Origin of the sequence: Pseudoalteromonas rubra, assembly GCF_005887095.1 — a bacterium.
In the GTDB taxonomy this organism is placed as follows: domain Bacteria; phylum Pseudomonadota; class Gammaproteobacteria; order Enterobacterales; family Alteromonadaceae; genus Pseudoalteromonas; species Pseudoalteromonas rubra_E.
The window spans coordinates 113876-132857 of the sequence record NZ_PNCI01000007.1; the positions used below are offsets into that span (position 1 = coordinate 113876).

At 44.9% G+C, this 18982-nt stretch carries 19 protein-coding genes; 8 read left to right on the forward strand and 11 right to left on the reverse strand.

Translation table 11 applies throughout. From position 1 onward, the window contains the following. Positions 1 to 80: 80 nt before the first annotated feature. From CWB99_RS03080 to CWB99_RS03095, 4 genes are all read right to left on the reverse strand, one after another. Complete coding sequence (locus CWB99_RS03080) at positions 81 to 1694, reverse strand: PepSY-associated TM helix domain-containing protein (RefSeq protein WP_138552505.1); 1614 nt, start codon at positions 1692 to 1694, stop codon at positions 81 to 83. Beyond that, positions 1691 to 2002, reverse strand: coding sequence for a hypothetical protein (locus CWB99_RS03085; protein ID WP_138552504.1), 312 nt, complete (start codon positions 2000 to 2002; stop codon positions 1691 to 1693). The genes CWB99_RS03080 and CWB99_RS03085 overlap by 4 nt, the downstream gene beginning before the upstream one ends. Further along, entirely contained in the window at positions 1999 to 2265 is a 267-nt protein-coding gene (locus tag CWB99_RS03090) for a hypothetical protein (protein ID WP_138552503.1), read from the reverse strand. The genes CWB99_RS03085 and CWB99_RS03090 overlap by 4 nt, the downstream gene beginning before the upstream one ends. Before the next feature lie 89 nt (positions 2266 to 2354). Further along, on the reverse strand, positions 2355 to 2831 hold the full coding sequence (locus CWB99_RS03095; protein WP_349304476.1) for an HPP family protein: 477 nt from the start codon (positions 2829 to 2831) through the stop codon (positions 2355 to 2357). Between the two features lie 93 nt (positions 2832 to 2924). Here CWB99_RS03095 and CWB99_RS03100 point away from each other — a divergent pair, with 93 nt between their 5' ends. From CWB99_RS03100 to CWB99_RS03115, 4 genes are all read left to right on the forward strand, one after another. Continuing rightward, positions 2925 to 3491, forward strand: a complete 567-nt coding sequence (locus tag CWB99_RS03100) for a TetR/AcrR family transcriptional regulator (protein ID WP_138552502.1) — start codon at positions 2925 to 2927, stop codon at positions 3489 to 3491. A gap of 80 nt (positions 3492 to 3571) precedes the next feature. After that, complete coding sequence (locus CWB99_RS03105) at positions 3572 to 4912, forward strand: polysaccharide biosynthesis C-terminal domain-containing protein (RefSeq protein ID WP_138552501.1); 1341 nt, start codon at positions 3572 to 3574, stop codon at positions 4910 to 4912. 80 nt (positions 4913 to 4992) lie between these two features. Then, positions 4993 to 5211 carry a hypothetical protein gene (locus CWB99_RS03110; protein ID WP_138552500.1) on the forward strand — a complete coding sequence of 73 codons (219 nt, stop codon included), beginning with the start codon at positions 4993 to 4995 and terminating at the stop codon, positions 5209 to 5211. 183 nt (positions 5212 to 5394) lie between these two features. Continuing rightward, the gene (locus tag CWB99_RS03115) at positions 5395 to 6432 is read left to right on the forward strand and encodes a tetratricopeptide repeat protein (RefSeq protein WP_138552499.1); all 1038 of its coding nucleotides are present in this window, start codon (positions 5395 to 5397) and stop codon (positions 6430 to 6432) included. Positions 6433 to 6442: 10 nt separating this feature from the next. Here the strand turns inward: CWB99_RS03115 and CWB99_RS03120 are convergent, their stop codons facing one another. Beyond that, a complete protein-coding gene (locus CWB99_RS03120; protein ID WP_138552498.1) occupies positions 6443 to 7069 on the reverse strand; it encodes a hypothetical protein in 627 nt (208 codons plus the stop codon). Positions 7070 to 7159: 90 nt separating this feature from the next. On the opposite strand from CWB99_RS03120, the gene CWB99_RS03125 reads away from it, so the two are divergent. Next, entirely contained in the window at positions 7160 to 8035 is an 876-nt protein-coding gene (locus CWB99_RS03125) for a LysR family transcriptional regulator (RefSeq protein ID WP_138552497.1), read from the forward strand. A gap of 141 nt (positions 8036 to 8176) precedes the next feature. Then, entirely contained in the window at positions 8177 to 8362 is a 186-nt protein-coding gene (locus tag CWB99_RS03130) for a hypothetical protein (protein ID WP_138552496.1), read from the forward strand. A 117-nt stretch (positions 8363 to 8479) separates the two neighbouring features. Here the strand turns inward: CWB99_RS03130 and CWB99_RS03135 are convergent, their stop codons facing one another. Together CWB99_RS03135 and CWB99_RS03140 are read right to left on the reverse strand one after the other, a co-directional pair. Further along, on the reverse strand, positions 8480 to 9874 hold the full coding sequence (locus CWB99_RS03135; RefSeq protein ID WP_138552495.1) for a fibrinogen-like YCDxxxxGGGW domain-containing protein: 1395 nt from the start codon (positions 9872 to 9874) through the stop codon (positions 8480 to 8482). Between the two features lie 273 nt (positions 9875 to 10147). Beyond that, a complete protein-coding gene (locus CWB99_RS03140; protein ID WP_138552494.1) occupies positions 10148 to 11134 on the reverse strand; it encodes a rhodanese-related sulfurtransferase in 987 nt (328 codons plus the stop codon). Between the two features lie 237 nt (positions 11135 to 11371). Between CWB99_RS03140 and CWB99_RS03145 the strand changes: the two genes are divergently transcribed. Then, entirely contained in the window at positions 11372 to 12703 is a 1332-nt protein-coding gene (locus CWB99_RS03145) for a DEAD/DEAH box helicase (RefSeq protein WP_138552493.1), read from the forward strand. 2 nt (positions 12704 to 12705) lie between these two features. Beyond that, a complete protein-coding gene (locus tag CWB99_RS03150; protein WP_138552492.1) occupies positions 12706 to 13551 on the forward strand; it encodes a CvfB family protein in 846 nt (281 codons plus the stop codon). A 107-nt stretch (positions 13552 to 13658) separates the two neighbouring features. Here CWB99_RS03150 and CWB99_RS03155 read toward each other — a convergent pair whose 3' ends face one another. The 4 genes from CWB99_RS03155 to CWB99_RS03170 form a co-directional block, all read right to left on the reverse strand. Next, on the reverse strand, positions 13659 to 14510 hold the full coding sequence (locus CWB99_RS03155; protein ID WP_138552491.1) for a GNAT family N-acetyltransferase: 852 nt from the start codon (positions 14508 to 14510) through the stop codon (positions 13659 to 13661). A 118-nt stretch (positions 14511 to 14628) separates the two neighbouring features. Next, positions 14629 to 15324: a hypothetical protein gene (locus CWB99_RS03160; RefSeq protein WP_138552490.1), complete on the reverse strand. Its 696-nt coding sequence runs from the start codon at positions 15322 to 15324 to the stop codon at positions 14629 to 14631. A gap of 75 nt (positions 15325 to 15399) precedes the next feature. Beyond that, positions 15400 to 15786, reverse strand: a complete 387-nt coding sequence (locus CWB99_RS03165) for a hypothetical protein (RefSeq protein ID WP_138552489.1) — start codon at positions 15784 to 15786, stop codon at positions 15400 to 15402. 127 nt (positions 15787 to 15913) lie between these two features. Beyond that, a complete protein-coding gene (locus CWB99_RS03170; protein WP_138552488.1) occupies positions 15914 to 18967 on the reverse strand; it encodes an efflux RND transporter permease subunit in 3054 nt (1017 codons plus the stop codon). Between the last annotated feature and the right edge of the window lie 15 nt (positions 18968 to 18982).

An 18982-nucleotide genomic window follows, 5' to 3' on the forward strand; every position in this document is an offset into this window, starting at 1 on the left:
TCACAGTATGATGTGTTCTTAGTTAGGTATTTAAAAGGCAGAGCCTCTAACTCTGCCAAGACCAGCCCTATCTTCGTGCGCTAAACAGTATGTCTAATCGAAATACCTGAAGTTGCCTTAGACTCCTTTAAATACCAGATACTACCCGGTTCATTTTGCAAGGCTCGGCGCGCAACATGTTTAGACAGCAACCAAAAGAATACGCCAAACAGCAACGATATCACCTCCACCATAAGCGCTTCAAAGCTTTTGGGTGTCCAAAGTTCGGTGGCCGGAATTACCGCGGCGAGAAGTGATGTCGCTGGCACGATAACACACAACAATGCCAGGAGTTTAAGTCCGTGAATTGCCGTTCGCGCTGGGCCGTAAACAAATGCAGCTCCCAAAACACTAAAAAAGCTCGCATAGTAAACGAACAAATAAGCATGATTTATGTTCACGGACGTCAAAGTTAGCCACTTATTGCTTGCAAATACAGCAGCAATGCCCATTAGCGCTCCAAGACTGACACCGACTGTAAGTGCCCCCATGATCTGATAAGATCGTTGCTGCTGGGTTCCTTTTCTACGCCTTTTTTCAAGCCACAGAATATTCCCAGAATAAAATAAACCAGCGCCGGCCAGGCCCATCAGAAAATAAGCCCAACGGCCTAACTCTCCACCATAACTACCAAAATGCAGACTAAAAAACGCCGACACGAGTTTCGCCCATATGTTTTGATCCGGATGTGCAGCACTGGATGAGGCAATTTTGAACGTGTAAGGATTTATAAATACGTAGTCATTCAACGCACCGCGCATAAGCTGCTCTTCATTTACTACACCTACGCTGGCTGATGCGGCTGGTTTGGTCAGATTTGCATACCTGATATACGAAACAGTATAACCCGGTGCATGTGCCTCTACGTGCGCAACTAGTTCTGATACCTTTGGTAGATCTGTTAATTGCCGTTCAATTTTTTGCTGCTGCGGCGCTGGAAACATCGGCTTATCACCATAAAGTTGCGACAAGCCACCATAAAATACATCATGATACGCAAAAACGGTCACGGTAATAGCGATAACAATGTGAAAGGGTAAACTCGCAATACCCAGCAAATTATGGCCATCCAGCCAAAAACGCTTTCTTTCCCCATCCTGGCGCAGTGCCTGAAAACGCTTAGCCAGGGTTGGGAGCAGAAATATCACCCCAGAAACCAACGCAATAAAATATGCAAATGCAGCAACGCCGAGAACAAAAACCCCCGCCTGATGGTGATCAATTTCACCAATAATACCCGCAGTGCGATGTAACATATCCAGCATAGCCGAAAGCGTATTGACAGGTACCAGTTGGGTAACCAACTCACCGTCACCGTTTAATGTTCCGTGCCACTTGACCTCATCAAGGGCAAGTCCTCTTCCATTGCCCTGCTCGTACCAACTTACAGGCGATAGCGACTTGTCAAAATGCAGGGTTACGCTGTCAGCGGCTTTGGGGTACTCCATTAGCACTTTTTGTAGCAATTCATCATAGCGCTCGGTTGCTATTGCAGGCATATGTTTTTCCGGAGACGTCGCCCATCGGTCGATCTCCGGAGCAAACATTACCAATGCACCAGCAAAGAAGCCGATGAATAGTAGTAAACTGGTCGTTATACCAGTCCAGGTGTGTAGTGTTTGATAGGTGCGCAAAACATCTGCTCTCACTTTCATAGCACACTCCTTAAACCTGCTTGTAGCGCAAAGCACACCGCAGTTGCCAGTAATAGACAGCCCCAGGCCTGCTTCCCCGTTTTGAACAAAAAAGTCATGCTGAGTATCAATAGCCAGACAGGCGCAATGAGCCACATATTAAACTGAGTTTTCCATAATAGCTCTGAACTTGTGAGCGTCCCCTTGAGACCATCCGGGCCAAACCATACGACCAGGCCAACAAACGCAAAACTCAGCAATCCCCCGGCTAGAATGCCAGCCAGAGATTTGCTCAACCAATGTGGTTGAATACGTGTCTCGCTGTTCATGACTTCCCCCTTTTGTTACTCATTAATAACGCAACAAAAGGAGCAATCATTAGCCCCAGCATGACCACGATAATACTTTGGAAAATCACTGAAGGCCCTTTCATTTGTGAGAAGATAAAGCCATATGCACAGAGCAGTGTCAGGTAAGACGCCACTCGGAAGCCGTCACTTAGCTTATTAGGCAGTAGTTGCTGGTTTTTATTGCTGAGGTAAAATAACAAGGTACCTGCAATCAAGAGCAGTACCTGAAATGAATTGAGCACTATCCCTCCCTGTATTTATTTTTACAATAACCCGCGCATTATACACAAACAGAATTGATAATCACTATTATTTACCTTGGCAAAATAAACTAATCGCTACGCTCGGCCTTTTTGTTTTTATACAGTCCATGAGCACAGATCAGGTGGTAGCCACGGCCAAACAAAACCAGGCAAATCGCACCAGTCAATACTGGGAATAGCAAAAATGTCCAGCCCTGACCGGTGAGCATAATAAATAATGGATTTGCACCTGCTGGCGGGTGCACCGTTTTCGTATACATCATTAGCATTACTGCTAATCCTGTTGCAGTCCCCAGCGAGAATGCATTTAGTGGGGCAAGTTCAACAAAAGCGACTCCCACCAGTGCAGTAATACAGTGACCTGCAATCACATTGCGCGCTTGGGCCAGTGGACTTTCGGGCAAGACAAAGATCAGCACGCAAGACGCGCCAAAGGCTGCCATTAAAAGCCAGTACTCTTGCTCATGCTGCCCAACCAGAGCCAGAGCAGTAATTGCCAGCATAGAACCTAGCCCAGCAGAAAAATAGACAATCCAGTTTAACACAACACCTCCTTAAGTAGACCAATCGTTCTACTAGACATGGTAGACAGATTTGTCTACCCGTGTCAAGATAGACACAAATAATGGGAGGCTGATATGTCAGATAAACGAGAGTTGTTATTAAGCAAAGCGCTGGAGCTGTTCTATCAAAAAGGGGTATGTGCCGTGGGAATCAACGAGCTCATCTCGTACAGTGGCGTCGCTAAGAAAACCCTTTATCATCATTTTAGTTCCAAAGACGATCTGGTACTTGCCGCATTGTCACTCCGGGGTCAAAAATATTTGCAGTGGCTCAGAGGTAAGTTGTCTGGCGCTGAAAGTAATGCAGCACTCATCGAGCTACTGTTTCATGCATTAAGTGACTGGTTTCACGATCGTGCACCTGAGCTTGGTCCATTCAGAGGGTGCTTTTTCATTAACACCGCCAGTGAATCAGCGACACTGAACGCACAAATCATGGATAGCTGTGCCAGACATAAAACAGCGGTGAGACACCTGATCACACAAAGCTTGCCCCGGCCGGATGACAGGTTGGTTGATGTCTTGTGTTTACTCAAAGAAGGAGCGACGGTGTCAGCCTTTGTCCAGGGTGACAAGCAGGCTGCTTCTCGTTGTATCGACATTGCACTAGCGTACGACGCTCAGTCAGCATTCGGGGTGTAATCTGGTGAAATTTAACCCTCATGCACAATGCACTATAATGCCCGTATTAATACTCACTGCATGCTGTGGTCAGACAAACCATGCAACAAGATAACTACCTTAAACATGGCGCCCTGACACTCAGTGTCTCGGTTATAATTGGCTTTATCGTTGATTATGCATTTAACCTCAGCCTGAGTCGCAATCTCAGCGCTCATGAATACGGCGACTATAAAGTCGCCTACGCTTATGCCACAATTTGCGGCGTATTGGTACTTTTAGGAGGAGATCGCGTCGCCCCAAAGGTTTTGGCTAAACCATTGGCGGACAATGCAACCAGTCAGGTCGGCGGGTTCGTCCTGTTCTTCACTAAAATTGCAGTCGGCTTGTCTTTGGTACTTTTTATCTGTACTTATTTAAGTGGCTATTGGCACTTAGGTAGCTGGTCGCTGGAAGAGCATCATGCATTACTGTGGATATCTGCTGCCATACCACTTATTGCCATCGGTGCAATATTGAGTCGTGTATTGCAAAGCGCAAAGATGCTGGTTTATGCCAACTTGCCCTGGCGAATTGGCCTGCCGCTTGGCAAAACAATCGCCGTCATTACACTGGCTGCTTTGCTGGAACAAGTGCACCTTTGGCAGGTAATTGCCGCAGGTATTGGGCTGTTGCTTATAATAACTTTCTGGCAATTAAGTGTTTTACGAAAACAAAATCTAATGTCTTTCACTCCTTTAACACCCGTCAATGATGGTACAAAACTCCTGAAGACGTCCGTTCCCATGATGCTCGCCATGTTAGTCACAATCGCGATTTCTCAGTTAGACCTTTATATGCTGGAGCTACTGGCTTTGGAACATGAAGTTGGTCACTATGCCGGTGCAGTGACAACAGCTCATATGCTTCCAGTCGCTCAGGTAAGCATCATAGCTTTATTTGTCCCCTTGCTCGGCCAGGCCTTAGAGAAAGGCGAAGAACATGCCGAGCATGTGCTTTGGCAAGCTCAGCGCGTCATGGTTGTGATCGTTGTATTACTCTCCATTGTTTTGATGGTATCTGGTTCGCACCTTTTACAATTGTTTGGTGAAGACTTTTTTACGGCGAATGGGGCACTGAGGTACTTGATACTAGGCTCTTGCTTCTGGGCGGTGACAGCATTTATCTCAACCTGGCTTCAATACACAGGCAAAGGAAAGTATGTCGTATTTATTGGGCTTTTAACATTAGTTACCGACGCGATATTGAATTGGCTACTTATTCCGGATCATGGCATTACTGGCGCAGCGATTTCCACCTGTGCGGCATTGTTCCTGGCTTCTCTACTTACCTGGATAACCTTCTTAACATATAGAAAACCGCGTCATGCTGGTGGGAAAGTAACGACATCACAATCGGAAAGACAGAGAAACACTATTCCCAATAATAACCTGTTAAAATAATTGACACATTCATTAGCGTTTTGTAATTTAGAGCCGTGCTAGTTTGCACCATCATAAAAATAAGAATAATAAGGAAAATTATGAAACAAAGAGTAAAACAAAGTGGTTTGTTTATTCTGATGCTGTGCCTGGGTTTAAGTTTAGGCGTAGCACTTAAACATGCTTATACCAAACTATCTTTTCACACCGAGGAAGTTACACAAGGCTCCACAGTGCTTCATTTGGCCCAACCAGAGCCGCACCAAACACCTCACTTTAATTTTCGCATCGGCTTTTCTTCAAATTTGCGCTTATCTTAATTCAGATAATGCGCATCGGTAAGCCACTCAAATAGCGCCCGGAAATACCGCTATCACAGGCAGCCCTGTCTTAAAGCTTTATCCGGTCGCTCCCCCTTCACAGTGCTCCCTGCGAATACCTGATTTGTAGACGCCCTGTCATTGTTGCGCTATCTTAAAAAGTATTACAGGGTATGCTCAACAATGGGAGATAAATTGCAATACACCTTATTCGTGCTTCTCTGCACTTTGTATATCATGCCCGCAAAAGCAACACCTCAGATCACCTTAAGGTCTTCAGCTGATATTCTAAGAGAGGCCGAAGACTATATCATTGTTGAACCCTCTCATTCTTATCGGCTACTCAGGCAAGTTACAACTATCACTAACCTCTCGCCATCACAACAGATCCGCTGGCATTTAATCAAGGTACGCTCAGCGATAGCCACGAATAATTTTGGCGATATAGAAGCGGAGCTCGTTGCACTGTTGAAGCTTCAGCATCATGAATATTTCCAAAAGCGTCTTGCAAGCATATTAAGCGCAATGGGTATAGCGTTGAGGCGTCTTGGATACTTTTCTCAGGCCAAATCTTTGTATACCTGTGCACTAGAGCTTGATGTGCCGGACAAGAAGCGAATGGCTTTGCTCATTAACCTGGCTGTACTCTCTCGTCATATGAATGATTATCCACTGGCTAAAAACTCTTATCACGAGGCCCGAGACATAGCGCTTAGGCTTCATCATGAACGTGCCCTTGCAAACGTGAACAACAATCTTGGCACCTTAGCTTTAGACGAAGGTGATATCGAGTTAGCAGAAAAATACTATCGACAGGCACTTATCGGCTACCAGTCCAGTGATAAGCGCAGCGGTAACATTACCGCTGGCACTAATTTATTGCTCATTTTTGCAATTCAGGGTCATACACTCAACTTCCAGCGTCTGATAAGCCCAATTTCAGCTTTAATCGACGCTTACCCTGACGAATCAAAAAAAGCCCTGCTGCTGTGGTTAGTCAATGCAAACGAAACAAACTTGGGCAAGCCCCTGTCTCAAAGTACAAAAGACGAGTTGATATTAGCATTTGACCGCCTTGAAAGCGTCAAGCTGCAAGTCTTAATAAAACACTATCTCGCACCCAAAGTACAAGTAGATGTAACCCCGAGTAAAAGCCCAGCCCAGCTCGTTAGGCCCACACCAGCTTGGTTAAAGGCAAATCAGTTTTGTATTAAGCCCTGAGTTGCTGCGATTATTCAGCGAAATCCTGAGTTTCGAGATAGAGTGTTTTGACAAATTTATATGGCATCGGAACTTGTTCATTCAGAGGCAAACTTGCCCCGCTATCTATCAGAACCGGAGCTGATTTTCGGTGGTGACACTTAACCTGAACCACTTGATCAAAGCTGGATAAATGGCCAATTCTATGAATAAATAAACAATGTTCCTGAGTAATGGGTCTGACATAGAAGTGTCCATTAGTAGCAGGCGCTACAGGCTCATCTAAGATGACTTTTCCCACCTCGAATGTCACATTTGTTCCTAATAAATTTCCACCACGCTCAAAATGACCTTGATATACACTGCCAGAAAGAACCGATATTTCGCCATGGCGCAATTTATCAAGTTCAAAAGGCGTTGGCGAAAAGGTAACCAATACTTGAGACTTAAAAAGCCTGTCAAGAATAGCGGCCAGTGCGGGCGTTGGTTTGATCTCAAATAAAAACTGTCTCGCATGCATTCCTCTGGGCATAGGTAGATGTGACGCAATGACCTTGCTGTCTACTTGCATCATCACCAAACCGTGAACGCCGAATGTGCTATGTTCCTGATGTGCCAGCAAAACCGGACTTATAAACAACAAAAACCACCTAATCATTAAATACTCCTCAAATATGACATCGAAGTTGATCAATTTAAGGTATATTTAGTTCCATATCATCGACCAATAGAAGTTATTAGTTCCAACATGGAAATTATAGAGTTAAAGAGATTTGTCGCTATAGCAAATACACAAAATCTACAGTTAGCTGCCGTTGAATTAAACACAACGCCCGGCGCGCTCTCTAAATCATTAAAAAAGCTAGAGTCATCATTAGGTGTCTTGTTGTTCGACCGAGTTGGGAAGCAGCTTGTGCTAAATGAAAATGGCACAGGCTTACTTCCTGAAGCGATTAAGATTCTTGATATCGCACGCAATGTACAAACTGAACTGGCGCCGACGAACTCAGTATTCACATGTCGAATCTCCGCGCCTGCAATCCTTCAATATCGCTGGATTGGCCTCTTCGGTGCCACTAGCTGTGGGATAAGAATTGAGTATGAGACCGACTTCGAAATGGAGGCACTCAATAAGGTCAAACAGGGCCTGGTCGATGTAGCACTCGCAACCAGCCTGGTCCGGCCCCACCTGAATGAAGATCTCGAAGCGATGCCAATTGGAGCGTTAACCCTCGACCTGGCAGTTGGCAAAACTCATCCGCTTGCATGCAAATATAGCGTAACTCCCTTAGAATTATCGAGTTACCCCTTCGCGGTGCCTAATACGTCACCGTTTTGTGGTGAATTTCGCGGGTCAAGTTGTGATGGCTGGTATGATGATACGATGAACAGACAAATAAAATGGATAGTCAATGATTACGCCGCGCTATGCGAGTTAGTCAAAAATGGACTTGCAGTCGCCTACCTGCCCGATTATATGATCTCAGCCTGGCAACTACATAAATTAACGCTTCAGTGTGATAAAAAAAGCCATACTGAGCAAGTATGCGCTATATATCGACGGAATGCTCCATCTTGGATAAAATCTTTGGTTGAAGAAATGCGATTAGATAGTCCTAAGTAGGTGTATCGGTTTATCTGTGCGTGCTTCTGTAACTGAATATATGAAACCGCGGACGCATCAATTTTTACAGCTTATTACTTGATACCCAAGAACAATACTGTTATTTTTCAATTGCATTGTATCTATAAAAGGAAATTGAAAATGAAAATCAAATTAAAAGCAAAAAAAATGAAACAGCTTTCAAAGTCATCACAGTCTCTTAATGCGGCGGCAACACCTCAGGTGGCAGGCGGAACCGCAAATTGTGCATCAGATGGTATCACCTGTGACTCTCAGTTTTGCTATTCTCGCGAAGCTTACACGGTATGTAACGACCTGCTGCACTAATAGCTCAATGAACACGAGTTAAAAGGAAAAAGCCAGCATTATGCTGGCTTTTATGGTTACAGAGACTGCAAGTAAAATCTGGCTATCATTCAGCACACAATATACTTTAAGCTGTAATTATCTGACATAGATATAGGTAACCTGGCTATGTGCGTAGCCATTAACGTTTGTCTGTTTGTACATAGCGCTATTAAAGTTATAGATATTTGCGTAGTTAAGCATAGTGTAATCTTGGCCACCACCAGAGCAGCCTGAAGATTCGTGCCAGAATAAACGGAATCTGGCTTCACCAGTTCGATCTGTATTTTGGCCAAGCGTATCTTGAAGAGGAATACAGTTTGCCGTATTTAACACGCTGATATCTGCTATGGCGTAATTATTGATAGCCGGCATCACCATGTACATTTCCTGCATGCTATTTTTATAGTTTACCCACTGGGCGTCTGTCAGGTGGTAGTTTGCATCGAAACTTGTGATATTTTGTGTTTCTTCAAACCATCCATCCAACATGGTGTTACTATTTGCATAATCGTAACCAACCACTCGGCGTAAACCGACCAGTGTCCAGCCTCCGCCATGTTCATCCATATTACAATAAGTGGTAAACTCTGGCATTGCGCCGTTACCGTCCTGATCTAGGACATAAAAGCCAGTTGGAGTCTGCGGCTCATTCTGTAACAACTCGTTACAGCTTGTATAGTAAGGGCTAGGTAAAACAACAGCATCTTTATTTGCACGAATACTCACTGTATCAGATCCATGAGAAGTGATATCTTGGGCAAACAAGTGACCGTCAATTGTGAGTACGTTGGCGATTTCTTCAATATGTGTCAGTTCTGTGTCTTTGGATTGCTCTTCCAATAATGTCAGCTCGTGCTGCTTAAATACAGTACCAGTATGGTCAACGACAACCTGATCTACGCTGTATTCTTCGCCTGAATCAAGCCTTCCCTCTTTATTAGGCGCGTAAATAGCCAAATACGCAACTGTCTGTTGCGTAGTAACGCGACCCGAAACTGGTAACTCTTGATATTGCACGTAGGCACTAAAGCCAAGCTGATTGACGTTACTCGCACGAGTAACATAAGAAGACTGGTTAGTGTCGCTCTGACCACTCAGAAATAAATAAGGCATCTGTGGCATTTGCTGTAAAAAGCGAAACTCTTTATCTGCTGTATCAAGCACAATACTACCCACTTCCCACACTGAGCCGTCGGCCATTTCATGGCGACCTTTCTCTAAAGTGAGTGTAGACACAGTTTCGCCTTGGTGGTTACCATCTTGATAATCCCACTCAGCAAATCGTACCGATACTGACCCATCACCATTGTCAGAAACCAATACGTTGCCGGGCTCAGCATCGTTTAAGCTTGCTACACCAGTAATCAGCACCTGTTGTGCAGTTTTAGCTATCGCTATACTCTGGTCTGTCACAGTATGTTCGCCAAGGTTAAATGCCTGTGCAGAAGCACCAGCCAGGATACAGCACGTAAGAAGTGTTTTATTAAACATATAAAAGTCCTTTGTATGTAATAATCAAGTAAAACATTTTCCCTTATGGGAATTTTTTTGTTAAAAATGAACTATTGGCTAAATTTAAGCATATATTATCCACTAAAACCTTGACTTAATTCAATCCTATTTCATTTACCCAAAGTGAAATGATAAGTATTTATTACTATATAGAACAGGCAATACTCATTAATAGACAACAGTATTGCTCGTGTTCGAAAAACAAAAAAGCCAGCATTATGCTGGCTCTTTTGTTTTAGTTAGCTCAATTCACTAAGCTGATTTAGCTCGCTGCGCTTCTTTCTTTGCTTGCTTTTGCTCTTTGCGGGCACGCAACGTTTCTTGCGCTTCATGACCAATGTGCCCCTCGCCGCGTTGTTTCGCTAACTTAATTTGCTTTTGACGCTCAGCAAAACGGGCTTTTTGCTCTTCAGTCACGCTCTCGTAACAGTGGTGACATGACACCCCTTCCATGTATTCAGGACGCTGCATTTCTTCTTCTGTAATTGGCATACGACAAGCGTGGCACTGCTCGTAAGAACCCTTGTTCAGGTCGTGATCAACGGCAACGCGGTTGTCGAATACAAAGCACTCGCCTTCCCACATGGTCTCTTCTTTTGGCACATCTTCCAGGTACTTAAGAATACCGCCTTCCAGATGATAGACTTCTTCAAAGCCCTGCTCTTTCATATATGCCGTTGATTTTTCACAGCGAATACCACCGGTACAGAACATGGCCACTTTCTTGTGTTTTGCCGGGTCGAGGTTTTTCTCGGCCCACGCCGGGAACTCACGGAAAGTTTTAGTATTTGGGTCAATGGCGTTTTTGAATGTGCCAATCTCGATTTCATAATCGTTACGGGTATCAACCAGTACCACGTCTGGGTCAGAAATCAGTGCATTCCAGTCCTGTGGCTTAACATAAGTGCCCACCACTTCTTTAGGATCGATGCCCTGAACGCCCATGGTGACGATTTCTTTTTTCAGTTTAACCTTAGTGCGGTAAAACGGGCAGGTTTCGTCGTATGACTCTTTATATACAATGTTGTCCAGGCCTGGCTGCTTGTCCAGCCACGCTAGCAAGGCGTCAATGCCTTCACGTTTACCCGCAACCGTGCCATTGATCCCTTCTTCTGCCAACAATAAAGTACCGCGCACTTCATTGGCTTCCATCACATCTAGCAAAGGCTGACGGATCGCTTGATAATTCGGCAAAGACACAAACTTGTACATTGCACATACAACAAAATGGTTATTCATAACTTTCTCTTCGATAAGCTTTAAAACAGCCTACACTTAAGCACGACGTGTAAGCACATAACCGGATCGTAAATCCGGCGCCAGGCGCGATATTTTACGGATTTTAAGGATAATTGCAAAACCGTTTGAGCGCGCCCGTTACAGAACTGACATTAAGCACTGTAAAGTTATGGTTCTTGGGAGAGTTAGTTTGTTATAATGCTGCGTTTTAGAAAATAATTACTGGAGAAGAGTACCTTGAGATTTTCCGAACTGGGTCTTGACCTGCGCTTTGAAAAACAATTAGAACACCAGGGGATCACCACTCCTACCGAGATCCAGGCCCAGGCCATCCCAACCGCCCTTGCCGGGCACGATACCTTTGCACAGTCAAAAACCGGCTCAGGAAAAACTCTGGCATTTTTGCTCCCAGCTGTTCAGCGCGTGATGAAACAAAAAGCGCTTAGCAAGCGAGATCCTCGTGTGTTGATCGTTGCACCAACGCGAGAACTGGCGACTCAGGTGTTTAACCAGTGCCGGTTACTCATTGCCGGCACCGCTATGTCGTGCACCAAAGTACTCGGCGGTGAGAACTTTAATGATCAGGTTAAAGCGCTTCGCAAAGACCCCCACTTTGTGATTGGTACACCGGGCCGGATCACGGACCATATAGAACAACGTAGCTTGCAGCTTCATGGCCTTGAGCTACTGATCTTCGACGAAGCCGACCGTATGCTGGACCTGGGCTTTGAAAAGCAACTGTCGACCATTAACCAGGCGGCCGATCACCGACTTCGTCAGACCTTACTATTCTCAGCAACGCTTGAGCATGCTCAGATTGAGATCACGTCCAGAGATCTGCTCAAATCACCCAAGCGCATCCTGCTCAGTGGCAGCAACGAAAAGCATGATGATATTCGTCAGGCAATGTATTTTGCCGACCACCTGGAGCACAAAGAGGCTTTGTTAAAGCACTTCGTACAACAGGATAACGTGAAGCAATGCATTATTTTCACGGCAACGCGGCAGGACACGACTCGGTTCAGTGAAATGCTTAATGGACTTGGCATCAAAGCTGTTGCACTGGCAGGCGATCTGGCCCAAAGTAAACGTCTTGATATCATGGACGCATTTAGCCGTGGCCTGTATAAGGTCTTAGTCACCACAGACGTTGCGTCTCGCGGTCTGGACTTACTTAATGTTTCTCATGTCATCAATTTCGACTTGCCAAAACAAGCGGAAGAATATGTTCACCGGATCGGGCGTACTGGCCGGGCTGGGTTTAAAGGCGATGCGATTTCATTTGTTGGGCCTAAAGACTGGAAGAGCTACGAAGCCATTGCAGCTTATCTTAAGGAGTCAGTTCAGTTTCAGTCCGTTGAAGGGCTTGAAGCAAAGTTTAAAGGCTTTAAACCCAAAGTGGCTAAACCTAAACCTGGTGCCAAGCGCAAGCCTACAGAAACAAAAGCAAAGGCAAAACGGCCACTTAAACGTAAGCCACAGCAAGCGAAAAAAGCCATTCCGGCACCGTTTGATGTCGACGGACACGCGCCACTAAGAAGAAAACCTAACAAGCCAACCGAGGAATAAACATGCTAGGTACTACTCAATTTTTAATGATCGAAGAGATTTGTGCCGAAGGTGCATACCTGGATGGCAAAGAGCATGGCGACGTTTTTTTGCCACTCAAAGAGCTGCCCGATCACCTGGAAGCAGGTGATAACGTTGAAGTGTTTGTGTACAGCGACAACCAGGGACACCCCTGCGCAACCACCCAAAAGCCACTTGCTCAATTAGGTGAGTTTGCCCTGCTCCGTGCCAAGCAAATTAATAAGGTCGGTGCGTTTTTAGATCTTGGGATTAGCAAGGATGTATTAGCGCCTTATAACGAACAGAAGCCAAAAATGCGCGAAGGCTACAGCTACCTGGTTAAGCTTTACCTCGATAATGCCAGCAAGCGTTTATGTGCCTCAAGCAACCTGGGAAAATTTCTGAACAAAACGCCTGCTCAGTACAAAAAGTTTGAGCAAGTTGACCTGATTGTCGCAGCCAAAACTGACCTGGGCTATAAGGTTATTGTTAATGAACAGCATTTTGGCATGGTGTTTTTTAATACCGTATTTAAACGTATGTACATCGGCCAGCGCATGACAGGTTATGTTAAACAGGTCCATGAAGACGACAAGATTGATATCTTACTTGAAAAACCTGGTATGGATAAGATTTCAGAATTGGGCGAGCTGATCCTTAAAAAGTTGGAAGAGAACAACGGCTTTTTACCATTGGGCGATAAGTCAGATCCTGAATTGATCAAGAAAACCTTCTCCACCAGTAAGGCCAACTTTAAAAAGGCCATTGGCGGTTTGTTCAAACAGGAAAAGATCCAGATTGAAGCAACATCAATTTCGCTTTTAAGCACCAAAAAGAAAAGCAGATAAAGCTTTAATTAGACATTAAACTTAAGTTTCCCTAATATGAAAACGCGCTTGTCATTTGAATACAAGCGCGTTTGACATTACTGATGTGTGCCATTTTTGCTTTTTGGCTAACCAATTTCAAACGATGTTACGCCAAACGTTTTGTCTATACCAATATCAGGCGCCATTTGCGTGTACATTCGTGCCGTATCAAACACCGGCGTCATGTTGAGTTTTTCTGCAAGTTCAACCGCCGATGAATTACATGCCGGCACATCCAGATAAACGGCACAATCACACTCAACTTTTGAGCTCAATGCACCAATTATAGCCTCAGCCTGCTGCGCGTTTTGGGCAAACAAGGGCCCTATTTTATAGCCGTCGCGGCACTGTCTGATAACCCCGATCCCCTGTAATTCGCCTCCAATCAGAACACCAAGAGATTTTGCATTGCTCTGTGCCTGCCAGGCATGCCAAAACCCGGTTCTTTGTACCGGGAAAAACGGCTTAAGAAATCGCTCTATTGTTTTGTGTGGTAACGCGTTCAGATCTTCCAAATCTACGGTACTTTGAGCAGCGAGCTTATCACTACGGCCCTGATAGCGACGATTTGAATAAGCCAGCACAAACCCTGACTTTTTATAGTTTTCCTGCTGCTCAACTACACCATCCAGACCAATGTTACACCCCGCCAGCCTGGCCATAGCTGCCTGCCAGATTTTCAAACCAAAACCCTGTCCTCTATATTCAGGTTTTACTATGTAAAATCCGATAAACCCGAATGTATCATCATATTTGACAGCGGAGATGACTGCGATTGGTTCATCATCTACAGTACCAACGAGAAACCCTTCAGGATCGGCTTGATAGTAGCACTGAGCATCTTCCAGCCCCGGATTCCAGCCTTCCTGTGCGGCCCAGTCAACCGCGAAGTCAACCTCAGCGCGTGTCATAGTGCGGATTGTGTAGGTGTTACTCATGAATTTAGCTCCTTGATGTGAACCCACATCTGACTTTGTTATATACCCGCACTATAACTGGCTTTGCAGGAAAAGGAAGTCCGATTAGCTCGGCGCATACTCTGCCCTTGCACCATGTTTACATGCCCTTTCTTTTGCAGGCCTCTGTAATCAGCGTGTTTATCATGGCTTTTTTATCTTGGCTATTTTCGATGACTGGGATAGCCCATGAACAGCCCGAAAGTTCAAAGTGAATTTTCCAGTTCTGCCAGGTTAACAGCTCCTCCAGTGTGTAACTTCGTCCGCCCCCGGTGTCTGCGATCCCTCCTCCTATTGACTGGCTGACAGCAAAGAGTTTTTCACTGAAAGGCGCTATAGACACAGAAAAAACATGATGGGTAGGGTGACGATCCGTCGGTGCTTGATTTCTGCGGCAAAGCCCGAGCCACTGTTTTTCAAGCAATTCAGGCTCTATAAGCTTAGAATTAAGAAACAGATAGTCCGCATCCAGCTCACCGCCAAATTCTAAGGAGACTTTTTCTGGCGTAAACGTAAATCTCTTTGCGTTACAGGGATAGGCAAGTGCTTCCCAGCCAAAAGCCTCCCCGGGGATACTTAAGCTAAGCAAGCGATACTCATTATCTGGAAATTGTATAATCAACTCCCCTGACTCATTGGGTGTTATGCTCACAATGCGTTTGGTTATCGTTCTCGAAGCAACAGACAGGGTCGTAAGTTCATTGTTTGGCTTTGGCTGAGACTGCCTGGAAAACCCCTTTTCCATGACCAATAAGATGACTACCCCCGCCATAGCGATAACAAATGCGACTAACAAATTTTCTCCTTATGAGACTCCACTGGCAGCACAGTAGCCCAAGCTGGCCATTGCCTATGCGCGAGATAATCCGAGCTACTTATACTGCTCAGGAAACATTTTTCTTATTATGATGCCTGACCATAGATTTGCGTCGATTTCTCTGTGCCTAATTGCGTGGCGATTTACAACATACATAATATCCATAATCAGCGCAGAAAAAGCGCCAGGGTTTCTGGAAAACTCTGTCCGCGCTTTTTCACAGTCACTATACACAGACTGAAATAATGGGTTGTGTTCTAATTTTCTGGCAAGAGTTTCATCATAGCCCAGCATGATAGCCGGCTTTTGGTTTTCGTCTTTGGTTGCCTGAGCATTGTACTCAGATTTAGGTGGCTGAGCTTGCCTTTTAAACAATGTGACCACAAAGTAGACCAAAAACGCAAAGAGCATAACCGACATATAAACCTGTATATAGCTCACAACTCACCCTTATTACCAGACATAACAATAACCATATCATAGATACAACCATCACATGAACGAGTTGCCATCAGTGAGCCTTTTTCTAACCCACTGACGCATCCCATCACCGCAACAAATGAGGTCATCAAGCGCTTTTGCGTATTAGCTGTGTTGCGTCCTGATGGTTTCTAACCCAGGGTAAGGAAAGCAAAGCAACCATAAGCAGAAGGCCGAACGTTATATTGGTCAACATGCCGCCTATGATAACAACCGCCAAACCTTGGTATATTTCGGAGCTCGTCGCGCCAGGCAGTAGCAAGGGCATCATGCCCAAAATACTGGTCAGCGTACTTAACAGAATCGCTCTCTTTCTATGTGTGATAGCGCTGCCAATGGCTTCGACTCGGGATGCGGACAAAGCCAAATTATCCATAAAGGAAGACACCAATAGGATGCCATTATTGATCACCAATCCCATAAGCATGATGAAGCCAATGATGGTGATCATATCCAAATTTTGATACCGAATTAGGCCAAATAAATACACGGCTAACAGGCCACCCGCCATTGAAATTGGCAAGCTGAGCATCACCACAAGCGTTGCTTTAACGGACTTAATAAACCACCAAATCAAACCGAATAAGATCACAATTGAGATAGCCAATATCTGCGCAAATTCGCTCATGAATGTGCCCATATCATCGGTGCTGCCTCGGTATTGTACAGCGACATCAAAAATTTGTTTTTGCTCGAAAAAGTCCGCAACATGGCCTTTTAGAATGGTGATAAACTTGCCAATTGGCATTGTCTCTGGCGCTTCAATATACAGCGAAGCAACCTGCTCGCTGTTAACACGCATGATCAATGAATCCGTTGGCTTCATTGCCCCTTGCGTTAATTCACCTAACCTTCGCAAGTTACCATCGGGGGTGATCACCTGACGACTCAGCAAGTCATCAACTGATGTCACCTCACGACCTTTAACATAGGCAGCAACTGCCCGGCCTTGGTTAAAGTAATCACCTATGTAATACCCATAACTCATGGCCACCAAGTAATTATTAAGTTGCTGAACACTCATGTCTATAAATGCCAGTTTCTCTTTTTCTGGCGTGAACTCAATCACTACATCGCTTTTGACAATTTCACTATTCTCAAAGACTTCGGCACCTTGCAACTTTTCAGTCAAGTACGCCATGAGTTCAACACCGACACGGGTTAAGGTCGACAGCTCAGGGCCAACTAAATCAACTTCAATGGCTCTGTGGTTAGGTAGAGCAAGTTCAAGTAGTGCTTCTTTTTCAGCGCTACCACTGACCCCAACAATCGATGCGAGGATCTTGCTATTCAGCCAGTCATCATAAATCTCAACGGGAATATTCTTATTTGTGGCAAAATTCAAGAAACAACCTCTGGCAACACAGCGTTGCGTGAAATAATCAAATTCCGGTGCCGTATTATTTTCGATGGAGCTCAGAATGGCCTTGTTAATAGGGTCTGCCACTTGGCGCTCGATGGCTCTGGCCGATAAGTTCTTTTCAAATCGAACAAACGCAGTCACATCTCTCACCTGCGGGTTTGGCAGAACATCGAGTTCAGGTCTGAAAAACGTCACCGAACACACAGTGAAAAGCACACCAAGTACAATATACCCCATCGCCAAAGCGGGATTGCTCAATAAGGTCACAAACTTGTATGACTTTGCCTCTTGCGATTTAATTTCATATCGATTCTCAATATTGAATGCGGTGCACAGAGCAGGCAGTACATAGAGTGAATAAACCAAAGAAGCCACTAACGCAATTGAAATCACAAAAGCGAGATCTTCAAACAACTGCCCCTCTTTTGAGCTCATCAGCACGATGGGGATAAAGATTAAAACACTGGTCAATGTTGAAGAGATCAGTGCAGAGCGCACTCTCATCAAGCCTTTGTACATATATTCAAAACTGAATTTTCGCTTTAATTCTCGTTGAACGCTTTCGATAGTGATGATGGAGGCATCCACTATCAGCCCCACGGATAAGGAGATCCCGGCTAACGAGATCAAATGCAATTGTTTATCCGCAACCCACATCGCGATGAAGACAATCGACAGGGAGAATGGGACACTGGCAAACACCAATCCAATCGACGGCACATTACGAATAAACGCAAAGATAGCGATGCAAGCTAATACCAGGCCAAGCATTGAGCTGAACGAAATGAACTTGATCGAATCGATAATGGCCAGTGAGTTATCCATGCGTAGATCCACTCTAAAGCCATTTCTCTTTTCGAGTTTTTGGTTCATTTCCACCAGCTTCTCTTTCACCAGATTCACCGTTTCAAGCACATCAACGTCGTTAGTCGGCTGGATAAAGAAAAACATGGCCGATCTGCCGTTATAGGAAGTAGGCAGCCACTCTTCGTCCTCGATGATTTCCGTGGTGGCAACGTCTTTGACGCGTACTAGCTGTTGCCCGTTCGCTTTGATGATCACTTCACCGAGTTGATCTAGTTTCTCCTCTCCTTTAAACACCATCTGATAAGCGCGTTTACCCAGGTGTAATTTGTCTCCCGACTGGTCATACAACTCATCCAAAGCGGTGATTACCTCATCGATCGTCACATTGTTGTGTACCAATTTTTTTTCATCAAACAGGATATTTAAGCGTAAGCGAGTGCTTTGATTCGGCACCTTGACAGCTGCAACACCTTTAATGCCGATAAGCGCCGGTTCGACTTCATCTTTGAAGACTTCAATAAAGTCTACGGTAGGTACATCGTCGCGAGCATGAAGAAAAAACGACGCCAAAGTTGAACTGGCACCGTTACTAAAGTCAAAAATCAAAGGTTTAGGCGCTTCCAAAGGCCAATTGGGCACTTGATTTACTTTAGTCTGGATCTCCGAATAGGCTTTGGCCATATCCGTGTTACTGTGAAAAGTGACGCTTGTCCAGGATTGACCCTTTTCGACCCAGGACACGGTATTCTTCACGTTAGCTATCCCTGCTAACTCTCTTTCTAGTGGTATTATCAGAGACTTTTCCACTTCGCTGATCGACTTTCCGGGCCAGGTTACTGCCAGGCCAATCTCTGGTAATTTCATTTCAGGCAGTAGCACTTTAGAAACCCGCTGTGAGCTCATAATGCCAATGACTAAGCACAGGGCAGCAATAAATAAGATAGGCACCTGATATTTTTTTAACGCGTTCATTAACTAATTAGCCCC

Excerpts from the sequence above, each read along its gene's own strand:
- CWB99_RS03080 (WP_138552505.1), bottom strand. The coding sequence starts at position 1,694 with ATGAAAGTGAGAGCAGATGTTTTGCGCACCTATCAAACACTACACACC.
- CWB99_RS03085 (WP_138552504.1), bottom strand. The coding sequence starts at position 2,002 with ATGAACAGCGAGACACGTATTCAACCACATTGGTTGAGCAAATCTCTG.
- CWB99_RS03100 (WP_138552502.1), top strand. The coding sequence starts at position 2,925 with ATGTCAGATAAACGAGAGTTGTTATTAAGCAAAGCGCTGGAGCTGTTC.
- CWB99_RS03105 (WP_138552501.1), top strand. The coding sequence starts at position 3,572 with ATGCAACAAGATAACTACCTTAAACATGGCGCCCTGACACTCAGTGTC.
- CWB99_RS03110 (WP_138552500.1), top strand. The coding sequence starts at position 4,993 with ATGAAACAAAGAGTAAAACAAAGTGGTTTGTTTATTCTGATGCTGTGC.
- CWB99_RS03115 (WP_138552499.1), top strand. The coding sequence starts at position 5,395 with ATGGGAGATAAATTGCAATACACCTTATTCGTGCTTCTCTGCACTTTG.
- CWB99_RS03120 (WP_138552498.1), bottom strand. The coding sequence starts at position 7,069 with ATGATTAGGTGGTTTTTGTTGTTTATAAGTCCGGTTTTGCTGGCACAT.
- CWB99_RS03125 (WP_138552497.1), top strand. The coding sequence starts at position 7,160 with ATGGAAATTATAGAGTTAAAGAGATTTGTCGCTATAGCAAATACACAA.
- CWB99_RS03130 (WP_138552496.1), top strand. The coding sequence starts at position 8,177 with ATGAAAATCAAATTAAAAGCAAAAAAAATGAAACAGCTTTCAAAGTCA.
- CWB99_RS03135 (WP_138552495.1), bottom strand. The coding sequence starts at position 9,874 with ATGTTTAATAAAACACTTCTTACGTGCTGTATCCTGGCTGGTGCTTCT.
- CWB99_RS03140 (WP_138552494.1), bottom strand. The coding sequence starts at position 11,134 with ATGAATAACCATTTTGTTGTATGTGCAATGTACAAGTTTGTGTCTTTG.
- CWB99_RS03150 (WP_138552492.1), top strand. The coding sequence starts at position 12,706 with ATGCTAGGTACTACTCAATTTTTAATGATCGAAGAGATTTGTGCCGAA.
- CWB99_RS03155 (WP_138552491.1), bottom strand. The coding sequence starts at position 14,510 with ATGAGTAACACCTACACAATCCGCACTATGACACGCGCTGAGGTTGAC.
- CWB99_RS03170 (WP_138552488.1), bottom strand. The coding sequence starts at position 18,967 with ATGAACGCGTTAAAAAAATATCAGGTGCCTATCTTATTTATTGCTGCC.